Annotated in this window: 12 protein-coding genes and 1 pseudogene; 6 read left to right on the top strand and 7 right to left on the bottom strand. The window is 42.2% G+C overall.

The window, feature by feature from the left end; translation table 11 throughout:
* Positions 1–72: 72 nt before the first annotated feature.
* The 3 genes and pseudogenes from RMX89_RS11695 to RMX89_RS11685 form a co-directional block, all read left to right on the top strand.
* A pseudogene (locus RMX89_RS11695) lies at positions 73–891 on the top strand (aromatic ring-hydroxylating dioxygenase subunit alpha); the annotation flags it as partial.
* Between the two features lie 448 nt (positions 892–1,339).
* Positions 1,340–1,678, top strand: a complete 339-nt coding sequence (locus RMX89_RS11690) for a hypothetical protein (protein WP_094347761.1) — start codon at positions 1,340–1,342, stop codon at positions 1,676–1,678.
* 215 nt (positions 1,679–1,893) lie between these two features.
* Positions 1,894–2,616, top strand: coding sequence for a hypothetical protein (locus tag RMX89_RS11685; RefSeq protein WP_322689053.1), 723 nt, complete (start codon positions 1,894–1,896; stop codon positions 2,614–2,616).
* A gap of 91 nt (positions 2,617–2,707) precedes the next feature.
* On the opposite strand, the gene RMX89_RS11680 is transcribed toward RMX89_RS11685, so the two are convergent.
* From RMX89_RS11680 to psbA, 3 genes are all read right to left on the bottom strand, one after another.
* Entirely contained in the window at positions 2,708–3,595 is an 888-nt protein-coding gene (locus RMX89_RS11680; RefSeq protein WP_322673989.1) for a hypothetical protein, read from the bottom strand.
* A 48-nt stretch (positions 3,596–3,643) separates the two neighbouring features.
* Positions 3,644–4,153, bottom strand: a complete 510-nt coding sequence (locus tag RMX89_RS11675) for a hypothetical protein (RefSeq protein ID WP_322673988.1) — start codon at positions 4,151–4,153, stop codon at positions 3,644–3,646.
* Positions 4,154–4,436: 283 nt separating this feature from the next.
* Complete coding sequence (gene psbA / locus RMX89_RS11670) at positions 4,437–5,519, bottom strand: photosystem II q(b) protein (RefSeq protein WP_322689052.1); 1,083 nt, start codon at positions 5,517–5,519, stop codon at positions 4,437–4,439.
* Positions 5,520–5,829: 310 nt separating this feature from the next.
* Here psbA and RMX89_RS11665 point away from each other — a divergent pair, with 310 nt between their 5' ends.
* Positions 5,830–6,195, top strand: coding sequence for a VOC family protein (locus tag RMX89_RS11665; RefSeq protein WP_322689051.1), 366 nt, complete (start codon positions 5,830–5,832; stop codon positions 6,193–6,195).
* Between the two features lie 191 nt (positions 6,196–6,386).
* Here RMX89_RS11665 and RMX89_RS11660 read toward each other — a convergent pair whose 3' ends face one another.
* Together RMX89_RS11660 and murG are read right to left on the bottom strand one after the other, a co-directional pair.
* Positions 6,387–7,658, bottom strand: coding sequence for a hypothetical protein (locus RMX89_RS11660; protein WP_322689050.1), 1,272 nt, complete (start codon positions 7,656–7,658; stop codon positions 6,387–6,389).
* Positions 7,659–7,683: 25 nt separating this feature from the next.
* Positions 7,684–8,757, bottom strand: coding sequence for an undecaprenyldiphospho-muramoylpentapeptide beta-N-acetylglucosaminyltransferase (gene murG, locus RMX89_RS11655; protein ID WP_322689049.1), 1,074 nt, complete (start codon positions 8,755–8,757; stop codon positions 7,684–7,686).
* A gap of 84 nt (positions 8,758–8,841) precedes the next feature.
* Between murG and RMX89_RS11650 the strand changes: the two genes are divergently transcribed.
* The gene (locus RMX89_RS11650) at positions 8,842–9,681 is read left to right on the top strand and encodes a nuclear transport factor 2 family protein (RefSeq protein WP_322671956.1); all 840 of its coding nucleotides are present in this window, start codon (positions 8,842–8,844) and stop codon (positions 9,679–9,681) included.
* A gap of 166 nt (positions 9,682–9,847) precedes the next feature.
* Positions 9,848–10,621, top strand: a complete 774-nt coding sequence (locus tag RMX89_RS11645) for an SDR family oxidoreductase (protein ID WP_322689048.1) — start codon at positions 9,848–9,850, stop codon at positions 10,619–10,621.
* A gap of 651 nt (positions 10,622–11,272) precedes the next feature.
* On the opposite strand, the gene RMX89_RS11640 is transcribed toward RMX89_RS11645, so the two are convergent.
* On the bottom strand, positions 11,273–11,947 hold the full coding sequence (locus RMX89_RS11640) for an O-methyltransferase (RefSeq protein ID WP_322689047.1): 675 nt from the start codon (positions 11,945–11,947) through the stop codon (positions 11,273–11,275).
* Between the two features lie 19 nt (positions 11,948–11,966).
* Positions 11,967–12,851, bottom strand: a complete 885-nt coding sequence (locus RMX89_RS11635; RefSeq protein WP_322689046.1) for an NAD(P)-dependent oxidoreductase — start codon at positions 12,849–12,851, stop codon at positions 11,967–11,969.
* Positions 12,852–13,210: the final 359 nt, after the last annotated feature.

Below are 13,210 nucleotides of genomic sequence, written 5' to 3'. Positions count from 1 at the left end.
AATTTTTATTTCTGTATCATTTTTCCATAACTTTTGTTTTAAGGACATGTCTAAACATATCTAGTAGAAAACGTCATCGATCCTGCTCATGTTGCTATTAGCCATAGTGGCACTAGGGGTGGTGGTAATCGGAAAAATGCCCAACCGCTAGAAATGGAAGTGCTAGAGAATTCGGTTCAGGGGGTTAAAGGCAGGTGGCGGGGAGCTAAAAAATCAAATGAAGCCTGGAAATATATTGATTTTGTTGCTCCAAGTCTTGTGTTAAATACTGCTTATATTGAAAAAAAAGATTGGACATTTGGACTAGCTTTGTATTCAATTCCTTTAGGTAAAGGGCGATGTCGTCTTTTAGCTAGAGGTTATCGTAATTTCATGACTTGGGGAGTCAAGCTGAGGCCGCGCTGGCTCGATCACTTGAATACGAACAAAATATTGGAGCAGGATTTGCCTCTGATTGCGGGACAACAAGCAGAAATTGAACGCTTGGGAAGAAGTCTCAAAGAATTATATTTGCCGCTGAAAACATCTGACACATTAGTGATTGAGTTCCGTAAGTGGCTAGATAAATTTGGCTCATCTTTGCCTTTTTATCAAGGCTATTCTACATTTAAAAATGTTGAGAATAACGAGTTGAATTCAAAGCCGATTTTGCTAGACAGATTTTCACGACACACACTTATTTGTAATTCTTGCAATCGAGCTTATAAGCTGACAAATAGGGTCAAACAAGGTTGTATTGGGGTAGCGATCGCTCTAGCTGCTGTAGCAATGCTTGCAGATGATTCTAGAATCAAAATCGCAGCAATATCGGTTTCCATAGCAGCAATTGTCATCTCTGTTATGGCTCATACACTCAAAACTCACTTTGAGCATTCCTATACTCGTCACTAAAATAGGTACTGGGAACAGTTCGTAGTAAAGACTTTAGTCGAACCACACTAAGAAAAGCCCAAAGGCTTATTGTATCCTCGTTCCCAGCCTGGGAACGAGTTCCGAGAGGCTCTTGTCAAGAAAGAGGAGGCGGAGCCTCTGAGAATGGTTTCCCAGCCTCCAGGCTGGGAACCAGTTGGGGCAAGGGCTGTATCTTAACTTAGTGCCATTCGACTAAAGTCCTTATTTTCTAAGCACTTTAGTGCTTACTACAAACTTTTCATTACTAGCTTAGACATTGTACTGCTATATGTGTGGTAAATTTTATCACCTTAAACGATTTACTTAAACCCCTTGTGTGGTTAAGTCGCGATCGAGTTAGTGGCTCTGCGCTAAAGTAAAAATATTGGGATAAAAATCTCTGGCAGTAAATTCAACTGAATCACTAATCTTTACCACTGCGGCGATCATGTCTCAAGAGCATAACGAATCACTCCAAATTCAAGAAATCACCAAACTCAAACCGAAACACTTTGCTGATTTAGTCAGATCGGCACAATTGGTTTTCGACCCCACAGCCGGAGTTTCGGGAAGACATATCACAGTTGACTGGGAACAATTTGGAATTCCCCGTGATGTAGCGGACAATCTTAAATCACTTGGTCAGCATTATCAGTATGCATCTCCTCACATCCCGGTTGAAGACATTTGGAGTAAATTAACTCCAGAAACTCGTATTTGGTTCGTTGAAAATAAAGATCGGTTGTGGCAGCTTGAAGAAGCTTTCCCAGCCCTTGACGAAGATTAAATGCCTGAAACCATTGAAAGCAATACAAATTATTTCTAGGAGTACAGTATTGCTTAATGTGTCAACTTAGGCAATAAACCATAAGATGTAATCTAAGAACAACTTGATTGATGTTCTTAGATATACATCATAGCCAGAAACTCTCCCGAAGTAGAGATCCATAAAGTATTGTAGATATCGTTAGTCTGCAATCCCTGGCTCTGGATATTGAAAAAATGTTACGACTTTATCATTTATTACTAGGTTCTATTTTGCTGGTGTCAATACTGGTGGGAGCCAAATTTTTTTTACCCCAATTTTCTTCACCCAAAGTAGTAAAATCTCCTACCGTTGCCAAACTTCCCAACTCTAATCAGGGAAATATCTGGCAGAAAATTCTGGGAAGTGCTGCTGCTCCAACTAACTGGCAAGTTGCTCCCTGTGAAGGAAATGCACCCCTGTTGTGTGTCTCCTCCAAAGGAAAACGTTTGGGTACAGTTGAGATTAATATTTACCCATTAGCAAACAATGAGGATTTCCGAAAGAAACTCTTGGCAGCTCGTATTCCAACTGCTTCTCTAGTAGACTACCAAAGTCCTAAGTACCAAACCCAGTTATTACCAGTACTTAAGACTTGGGTTGCAGATCGCTACACTGCGTTTGCCAAAGATCGACAGGGTAAATATGGAAAACAAATTATTTTCTCAGCCTACCCACCGCAACCAGTAACCATTGGTAAGCTTCAGGGAATTCGCTATGGGTTCGTCGGACTTAAGCAGCAAGGTGAAGTACAAGAGCAACATATCGGTCATGTTGCCTTTGATGGCACTCAACTTTACGTAATTACTACTGCATTTGACACAGGTACGCAAACAGGTAAATTTGATAAACTAGAAAACTTGGCTATTTTTCAACCTTACTTGTACGCGATCGCCGCAGATTTGCATTTACCCCAATAGGGACTGGGTATTGGGTATTGGGTATTGGGTATTAGGAAATCTTGCTTCCTAATCTTTAGTCCCCAGTCCCCAGTCCCCAGTCCCCATTAACCTAAATCTCAGCTACCGCGCGTTCAATCAAGCGATGTGCTAAAGTTTGCGTGCCAGTGTGCTCATAATAATTTGTTGCTACATCCAGGAATGCTGCGAGGTAGTCCAACTTGTCATCAGCAATATCAGTAAAACTTTGCAAGTTGTGGACAACCTTTTGCGGCGTTAAATTATTGGCGCTAACTAACCCACTCATCCAACCTTTCACAGAGTCAAAGCTTTCACCGATAAAGTTAAGTTTACTGCCAGCATTGCTCCCTGGAATCACATCTTTGATATTTTGGAAAGTTGAGTTTTGTTCTAACTCCTGTGGATTTGTTTGATTCAGCCCAGATATCGCTTTGCTGATAAAATCTGGGCCCAAAGGTATCAAACCATCAACGCAAACTAATGCCACCATGCGGATCAGCGACTCACCACTGTACTCTCCTAAAGAGGCGACAAAATCCCCAATACTGTCTCCCGGAATGCCGTTAATCTGACAGAAGGCTACTAACTCAGCCACTAATTTTAATGTCAGATCGATAGTTTGGGCTTTATCAGGTTTGGGAGTGACAGAGTTTAAAAAACCCAACAAAGGAATTTTTTCGCCGACTTTGTTAGCTAAAGCTGCTGCACCAAGCGCTTTATCTGTATTATCAACAGTTTGATATAACCACAAGGCTGTTTGGTATCCTTGGGATTTATCATTGAATAGATAAATCGCTCGTTCGCCAATTTGCTGAATTAAATCTTCGTCGTCTTCGCCAGTGACTTTCTTGATAGTGTTAACAAAGCCAACGGTATTTTGCCACTCTCCAGGAGCAACAAAATCGAGAGACTTCAACATAGAAACAGTCAAGCCGCCAGTTGGCAATTGATCGACTAACTCAACAATCGATTTACTCACAAAAATCTCCTTATTTAGGTTTTATTATCTGAATGTTAGGAGTGCAAATCATTTCAGTCTAGCCAAACCATTAAGATTAAACTTCTCTAGCCAATCTTCGCGATCGCTAGCTGTAAATGACGGATCGCGAGAAAGTGCTTTTACTTGGTACTTACCAACCAAAATTGCAGTTTGCGTTTTACCAACTTCTATTGCGGGATAACCGCCAATTTTTTTAGTGCTTTTCGAGAACTTTGCTGCTGCATTGGGTGTGCTAGTGGTATCAGAAATAGACAGCAACGCTATATCTTTACCGCCTTTCTTCAACTTCGCTTCCGCAAAGCCTTTTTTCTCTTGGGTATAGACGCGTTGGTAGCCATCACCAGCTTTTGGAAAAAGTTGATTAAATTCGCTACCCTGAGTTGCGGTTTTAGCTACCGATTGACCGCTTTTTTGTTGAGTGCTTTCTTTTTGTGCCTGGTCAAAACGTCCCGGTGTTTTTGGACTACAGGCTGTTGTCAGTAGTACCACCGACAGCAATAAAGCGGCTACTACCCTATGCCCACGGTGTAAAATCATTTTTGGCTTCTCCTTATACTTTAGCTTTCAGGCAATTATCTGCGCTGCTAGCAATTATTACCCGTAAAATTTACTTTTTGATAATTATTTCCTAAGTTCTCACCGATAAAGGCCATTTTGCGCTTCAAAAAAGTAGGGGCGCAAGCCTTGCGCCCCTACCGCGTTGTCTATTTATCTGAAAATAGCTGTAACGTAGCAATTAACCCAATGCAAAAACGCCCCCCCTTTCGGGAGAGCGTCTTTTATTTATAGAAAATCGTGAAGAGCGTATCTCAGATTATGATTAACCGTTGATAGCAGGAGCGGTAAGAGCTACAGGAGCAGAATCGCCAGCAGCCAAATCAAGAGGGAAGTTGTGAGCATTACGCTCGTGCATTACTTCCATACCCAGGTTAGCGCGGTTGATCACATCAGCCCAAGTTGAAATCACACGACCTTCAGAATCAATGATTGATTGGTTGAAGTTGAAACCGTTCAAGTTGAACGCCATTGTGCTTACACCCAAGGCGGTGAACCAGATTCCGATTACAGGCCATGCTGCGAGGAAGAAGTGCAGTGAACGGCTGTTGTTGAAAGAAGCGTATTGGAAGATTAGACGACCGAAGTAGCCATGAGCCGCAACGATGTTGTAGGTTTCTTCTTCTTGACCGAATTTGTAACCGTAGTTAAGGGACTCGGTTTCGGTGGTTTCACGAACCAAGGAAGAAGTTACCAAAGAACCGTGCATTGCACTGAACAAACTTCCGCCGAATACACCAGCTACACCTAATTGGTGGAAGGGGTGCATCAAGATGTTGTGTTCTGCTTGGAACACGATCATGAAGTTGAAGGTTCCACTTATACCCAAGGGCATACCATCAGAGAAAGAACCTTGTCCGATGGGATATACCAAGAATACTGCGCTTGCTGCTGCTACTGGTGCTGAATAGGCAATTGCAATCCAAGGACGCATTCCTAAGCGGTAGGATAGTTCCCATTCACGACCCATGTAGCAGAATACGCCAATCAGGAAGTGGAAGATTACCAACTGGTAAGGGCCGCCGTTGTACAACCACTCATCAAGAGAAGCTGCTTCCCAAATTGGGTAGAAGTGCAAACCGATGGCGTTGGAGGAAGGAACTACTGCACCAGAGATGATGTTGTTTCCGTAAATCAAGGAACCTGCTACTGGTTCGCGGATGCCATCAATGTCTACTGGAGGAGCAGCGATGAAGGCGATTACGAAGCAAGCGGTGGCGGCTAGCAAGGTGGGGATCATGACTACGCCGAACCAACCGATGTAGATCCGGTTATTGGTGCTGGTGATCCATTCGCAGAATCGATCCCATACATTGGCGCTTTGGCGCTGTTGGATGGTTGTTGTCATTGTTTTATGATTGCGGTTATTTATGAATCAGGCGGTTTCGTCTTTGCCTGTGAAACTACTTTACACTGCTTTACAATTTTTAATCAAGTTTTATTACTTCAGTAAAACTGATACGAGTTATCAGGTTTGCTTATTTAAGCTTGAGCTTTAGTGTTTGCAGTTGTTCACAATACTGTTGAACCCAGGATTTAGATATATTTACTCTGGTGTTAGCGCCCAAAAGATAAAATAGAAAGGAACATTATTGTTCTCGACTCTGAAATTGAGAGTTGATATGGATTAGTACCAAAATTAGGAGGGAAGGTGTGACATGACAATTACTCTAAATCACACCATAGTGCCCGCACATGACAAAGAAGCAGCGGCGAGGTTCTTTGCAAAAATTTTCGGTTTAGAGGTCGAGCATCCCATTGGTCACTTTGCTGCTGTACATATAAATGATGCATTAACGCTTGACTTCGCCGACGCTGAAGCGTTCGAGCCACATCATTATGCGTTCCACGTTAATGATGAAGAATTTGATGCAATTTTTGCACGCATCAAAGAGGCAGGTATTGAATACAGTAGCGACCCCATGCATCACAATAAAGGACAAATTAACCACAGAAAGGAAGGTCGTGGCTTCTATTTCTATGACTCCGATGGCCACAACTTAGAATTGTTAACCCGTGCATAGATTTTTGACATCAGGTCAAGCCCTTCGGGCAGGGATGCATCTTTATTGGGAAAGGGGAAAGGGAACCCCATAACTAAAGTTAGGGGCTTGATATGAGGCGAGGACGCTGTATTTCTCGTACTACGTATCTCGAAATACATCTTTTTCCTTTCCCTTTAACCTTTTCCCTTTCCCCCTCTTTGGTCAATGCATTACTTCTTGACTAAAAAATATGCCGTAGCATATTCCGGTAATTGGCTTATATTCTGCCCAAATTCTTTTTTATTCTTAAAAATACCTGCCAAAAAATCGAGCTGATAGAGATTGGGTAAAAATGCCCCGCCTGTATCGGCGATGACTCCCATTTGCAGATGTTTGCGGCCACCTTGAGTATGCTCAATCACAATCACTTTACCTAAACCGATATTTAAAACATCTCCAGCAAAAGTAACTCCGGGTTTGATAGAAATTTTTGCATCTATTTTGTATCCATAGCCTTTAATAGCATCAACTTCTCTAAAATACCAATAACGCTTTTGTGCTGTTGCCTTTAATCCACGGATATAAGCCATTCCATTGTTTCTATCTACATTAAAAAATGCCTTATAACCATCTGTAAAATTAATCAGGATTGTTCCTTCCATAATTGCTTCTTCTAAGCCATTTCTGGTTAGATAAGCAAGAGTATTAACTTTTCCAAATTCTCGACCACCTGGTTCATAAATACCAGATAAAACATCTTGCTTTGTGTATCGAGTGTAGAACTTATCGTTATTAGAGTTATCTTTTAAGCTATAAATTGGTATATTAAAAGTAGAGGTTTTCTTGCGGGAACCAGGGTGAGTAAATACAGCATATTTGGTAATTCGTAATTGCTTTTGCTGTTTAGCTTTGGGGTTGTAAGCAGACCATTTAATGACTCGAAAATTGGTATTAATAAATTGAGAGTCTTGTAAACGAGTAGCCCGATTATTAGCAATATCCTCCTTCAAAACAGCAATCATGAAATCCAAAGTTTTGAGGACATCGGATATAGTAACTCCTTGAGTAGCAAGCACTCCTGTACGCATAATATCTGGATCTTCTGAAGCATAATCTTGAAAATATTTTCTAGTATTAACGAGAACAGTTAATAAATCTCTTTGATTGAATTTAACCTTACTATTTGGTAGTTTTCCTGAAGTAGCAATCTGGCTGCCATTAATGTTAAATTTATATTTTTTGAACTCATCAACAACTGGATAGGGTGTAGATGCTGTTAACAAATTCTGTCGAGATGTAAAAGCATTTTGAAACTTAGAGTTAAGTCGATCGCTATCTTTATTTGAGGTCAGAGAAATCTGCGATTGAAGTAGGGTAGAATTTTCTTGTTGAGTAAATGACTGTTTAGTTTTTGAGTGGGTATATAGATAACTACTTGCTAAACTGACAAGTAATAAGGCAGCACAACCTACTGTAAAGCGAAGTTTTTTGCTAAATAACATATTCTTTAATGCGAAATAATCAACGTTATGTTTCTATCACCTCACGCACTAACTGCGCCAATTTTTCGGCACTATCAGGAACTGCGATCGCCTTTGCTTTTTCCCCCATCTTTGCTAACTCTTGCGGTGACTGCAATAAATTCAACACACTACTTTGCAATACTTCAGTCGTCAACTCAGATTGCTTCAACGTTAACGCTGCACCCGATGAAGTAAATACATCTGCATTGTAAGATTGATGGTCTTCTGCGGCAAAGGGGTAAGGAATCAAAATCGCAGGCGTTCCACACACTGCCAATTCTGTTAAGCTACCTGCGCCAGAACGACTAATCGCCAAAGAAGCACGTTGCAATAACGCTGCCATATTGTTGTAAAAAGGTAAGGCTATGTACTGTGGATGTTTGAGACTATCTGCTTCGGGATCGCGATCGCCAGTTAAATGTACTACATAAACACCAGCATCAAACCAAGCTTTTGCAGATTCGCGCACCAATTTATTCACTGCAACTGCACCCTGGCTACCGCCAAAAACAACAATTAAAGGCACACCATCAGGAATAGCTAAATCTAGTGGCGCATTAATTGCCCCATCAAGAAATTGCGCTCTAACCGGAGTACCAACATAGACATTTTTGGCACGAGGTAAATACTTAGCAGCGACTTCAAATCCCAAAGCTACCGCACTACACCAAGGGCCAAAAAAGCGAGTTACTTTACCTGGTAAGGCGTTAGATTCGTGGAAAACCACGGGTAAACCGAGAGAACGCGCCGCAATCACGGCTGGCCCGGCAATGTAACCGCCTGTAGTAAACACCCCTTGAAAATTTCCCTGTTTGAGAATTCGTCTGACTTCTAGAATCGAAAGGGCGAGTTTACCCAAAATGCGAATCGAGGAAACTCCAAACCCTTGCTGAAACCCTTCAACTGCAATAGTATTCAAGGGATACTGTTTCGGGACAAGTTGAGTTTCTAGGCGATCGGGTACTCCCAGCCATTCTATTTGATAATCTGGAAGTTTTTGAGCCAGGGCGATCGCTGGAAACAAATGTCCACCAGTCCCACTGGCAGCTATTAATAATCGTATCGGTGCGTTTGCCATCAAACCTCTACCGTTTAGCGTCTAGCTTAACTAAGATAAAACAATTTGCTTACTTTCTCTAATCAAATCAGTAAACTCTTACCCATGACTAACATTATTACCGCCTTAGTGAGACGACAACTCAAATTCCCAGCAAATATTTGGCTAGTTTCGTTTCTGCTGACTATTGGTTTAACAACTGGTTGGCAACGTACTCAGGCGACGACACCACAGCAATTATCCCAAGCCACAACAGCCCAAAATGCACCAGCTGCTTTGACAAACCTGTTGACACAAGTTGATACCGCCGCCAGCCGAGGCGATATCAGAGGGGTGTTGCAATTTTACAGTCCCAATTTCACTCATGGCGATGGATTAAACCTCCAAACCCTGGAAAAGTCTTTGACTTCACTTTGGCAACGATATCCGAAATTGCAATACAGCACGAAACTGCTATCTTCAAAACCTGAAGCTAATGGAATTATTGCTGAAACAGAAACAAAGATAACTGGCTTACCCTCTGGTAACGGTAATAAGTTAGCTCTCAATGCCACAATTAAATCGCGTCAGCGCATTGAAGGCGGAAAAATAGTCCGCCAAGACATTTTGTCAGAACGCACCCTGCTTACTTCTGGTAGTAATCCGCCCCAAATTGATATTAAATTGCCCCAGCAAGTGCAAGTCGGTCAGAAGTATAATTTTGATGCGATCGTTCAACAGCCACTTGGTGATGATTTTTTGCTAGGAACGGCCTTAGAAGAATCTATCCAACCAGATAAATTTCTTAATCCTACACCCGTCGATTTGGAATTACTGACATCTGGCGGATTGTTTAAAGTAGGACAAGCACCATCTACCCCAGGTAGCCAATGGATTTCTGCTGTCATCCTGCGAGGTAATGGAATGACAATGGTAACTCAGCGCTTGCAAGTGGTGAAGAAGTAGTTAGGAGTTAGGAGTTAGGAGTTAGGAGTTAGGAGTTAGGAGTTAGGAGTTATAGACCGATTGATGATAAATTATGAACGATGAAACTTGTGCTAATTCATAATTCATAACTGTTAACTCCTCACTTCTAACTATCTTTGTTTACTTTTCACTCCTAACTATCCTAATGACTTCCCTACAAAATCAAATTATTTTGATTACTGGTGCAAGTAGTGGTATTGGTACTGCTTGTGCAAAAATCTTTGCTGGTGCGGGTGCAAAACTGATTTTAGCAGCACGAAGGTTAGAACGTTTGCAGCAGCTAGCAGATACTCTGAGTAAAGATTTTAGTACTGAAATTCATTTATTACAGCTAGATGTGCGCGATCGCCATGCTGTTGAATCTGCTATTGCAAATCTACCCCCTGCCTGGTCTAACATCGACATTCTCATTAATAATGCTGGCTTGAGTCGTGGTTTAGACAAGTTACACGAAGGCAGCTTTCAAGACTGGGAAGACATGATTGATACTAACGTTAAGGGTTTACTTTATGTCTCCCGCTATGTCGTTCCAGGAATGGTAAGTCGCGATCGCGGTCATGTGGTAAATTTAGGTTCCATCGCCGGACATCAAACCTATCCCGGTGGCAATGTCTACTGTGCTACCAAAGCTGCTGTGAGAGCCATTTCTGAAGGTTTAAAACAAGACCTGTTGGGTACGCAAGTCCGTGTAACTTCTGTCGATCCTGGTATGGTAGAAACGGAATTTAGCGAGGTACGCTTTCACGGAGATGCTGAACGCGCCAACAAAGTCTACCAGGGAGTTACACCCCTAACAGCAGATGATGTGGCTGATGTGATATTTTTCTGTGTGACGCGATCGCCCCATGTCAATATTAATGAAGTTGTGCTAATGCCTGTTGACCAAGCTAGCGCTACCCTAGTTAATCGACGAACATAAAAGTAACCGATCTCATCCCATTCTCAAAAAGCTTACCTCTGCCACTTACTCTACTCAAGAGACATTTGGTAGAAAAAATGTAGAGACGTAGCAATAGTACGTCTCTACTAAGGTTCTGGATAATGCATATTTAATTTCACTAAATATTTAAAGTCTTAGAGTTTATGTTTCAGTTTACGTCTAGAGAGTTTGTTAAGCCTTTAAGTAAGTTGGCGAGAAAAAACATAACTATGTTAATAAAGATAAACGAAGCTCAAACTCTCTTTCCTTCTGCCTCCTGCCTCCTGCCTTGCCCTGACGATAAATATTCACGACGACCTACTTACCAACTCAGCTAGAGTAAAGAACTCTTAACCCAAGCGTATTGGATTTTAATTGTAAATTAACCTATTTAATAACTTTTCTTAACTGTGTTTTACGAAGTATTTAGTTATTGTATTTAAGGATACGCAATTATTTTTTATAAATAAGCGCTAATCTAATCAAACATGGCCAGAATATACTATACCTTCCTGGCAGGGGGACTTGTTATATAGTCCCTGCTGGGTTTATTTATTACAAGCTTTAAGTTTTTTCTAAATTTTTATGAGTTGGCGTTAGTGTAGATCGACTCAAACATCGCCAACACTATTTTCAAGGCAGGTATATTGGCTATTGGTCAGCCGTGACGATCGCGATCGCAAAGCCGTCATATCCTTTGCTACCCACAGTCTGGATTGCCGTGGCGTTGACGCGTGGCTCAGAAGCAAGCAGTTCGTTGAAGCAACGCACCCCCTGAACGCTAGGATCGTTGCTACTGGAATCAATCACCGCTCCGTTACGCACAACATTATCAGCGATAATCAGGCTGCCGCGACGGGAAAGCTTGAGCGCCCACGCGAAGTAATCGGGATTACTTGGCTTATCAGCATCAATGAAGATTAAGTCAAATGGGCTGTGACCTTCGGCGGCAATCTGTGGCAGTGTAGAGAGCGCTTGTCCGAGGCGGAGGTCAACAACGTCAGACAGACCAGCGTGAGCGATATTGGCGCGGGCAATTTCGGCGTGCTTTGGGTCAGCTTCCAGTGTGATTAGGCGGCCATTGCTGGGTAACGCCCGCGCCAGCCAGATCGTACTGTAGCCGCCCAGTGTGCCAATCTCTAAGATGCTTCGCGCCCCTTGGATTTGCGCCAACAGTAACAACAGTTTGCCTTGGTTTGGCGAAACGTTGTGTGGCGGTAGTCCGGCGGCGGCACTGGTTTGGAGGGCTTTATCCAGCGCGGGGTCTGACGGCACAAGCAGATCGGTAAAGTAACGATCGACCGCAGTCCATTGCTCTTGAGTCATAGATTCTCAATTTTTACGATTAAGTGTCACTTGCTTCATTAGAAAGGATTGTAATGATTTCATCCAATGGGCGATCGCGATTAGACTTTTCTGGTGTTTCTTTACCCAAGGAGGTTTCTTTCACCAAACGGTAAACGTCAGCTGCTCCGTAAAAAATCTGCTCTGTCAGACCTAACTCTTTAAAGGTTTCTGCAATCTCTTCCATCTCTCCTACCCAACGATGTGCTTTCGGTGTCATCGTGGGAATGGAACGCGTCAAAATACTAGCAAGTTCTGGTTGACTATTAGATATTTCATCCCATAGTTCCTTATCTAAACCTAAACGATGGGCTGCAATTAGTAATTCTGTGCCAATTGCTGTAAGTCCCTTTGTCAGCGCTGCGTAGGACATTTTCAACCCCGAAGCCTGACCAATTTCATCACCAATTACCCGTACATCCAAGCCGCGATCGCGCAGTTGTTGGAGTTGATTTGCTTGTTTTCCAGAAGTGTAAATGCGGGTGCGATTGGGAACTCGCGGTGGTGGGCCAATAATTGATGCATCTACAAATGTTCCCCCAACTGATTCAATCAAGTGGCCGATATTTATGACTTTTTGGGGTGCGATCGCATTACAATCAACGTAGAGAATGGGTTTACCAACATCGGCGATCGCCTCAGCTACTTGCTTCGCCGCTTGGGTAGCCACTGCCGGAACTAGAACTGACAACACCACATCAGATTCAATTACCAGTTGTCTGAGGGAACCCACATCTTGGATGTTGGCTGCGGCTGCTAATTGCCGAGTTCGTTCACTGCGATCGTCTAGGGCTGCAATAGTTTTCAATCCATGTTGATTGAGAACAGCTGCGATCGCCTGTCCCATATCACCCGGACTTAAAATACCAATAGTTTGGATAGGCATGGAAAGTTTTATATTTATTTTATGGCTGACAAGTTAATTCAAGTAATTGAGTAGTCATCAACTACGATAAATCGATGTATATGCCGTACTTTAATCAAACCACGGATAAGCTTAACAAGCAAGCTATAGGACTCATATTTGATTTTTGAAAAAAACTCAGTACAGCTTTATTCCTTCTTCCCAGTCCCCAGTCCCCAGTCCCTAGTCCCTACAATTAATTCAGAAATCAAATCAGATTGCTATATCTACTGAGAGATATGTAAGAGGTAGGAGTAAAACAATCTTTATATATAAGGATTATGATGAATTGCAATAGGAAATGGCAATTTCTCAAAATCAACTAGATTTATTTCAATTTC

Origin of the sequence: Nostoc sp. DedSLP04 (assembly GCF_034530775.1) — a bacterium.
Taxonomy (GTDB): Bacteria; Cyanobacteriota; Cyanobacteriia; order Cyanobacteriales; family Nostocaceae; genus Nostoc.
This window is presented reverse-complemented; position numbering and strand designations above follow the sequence as displayed.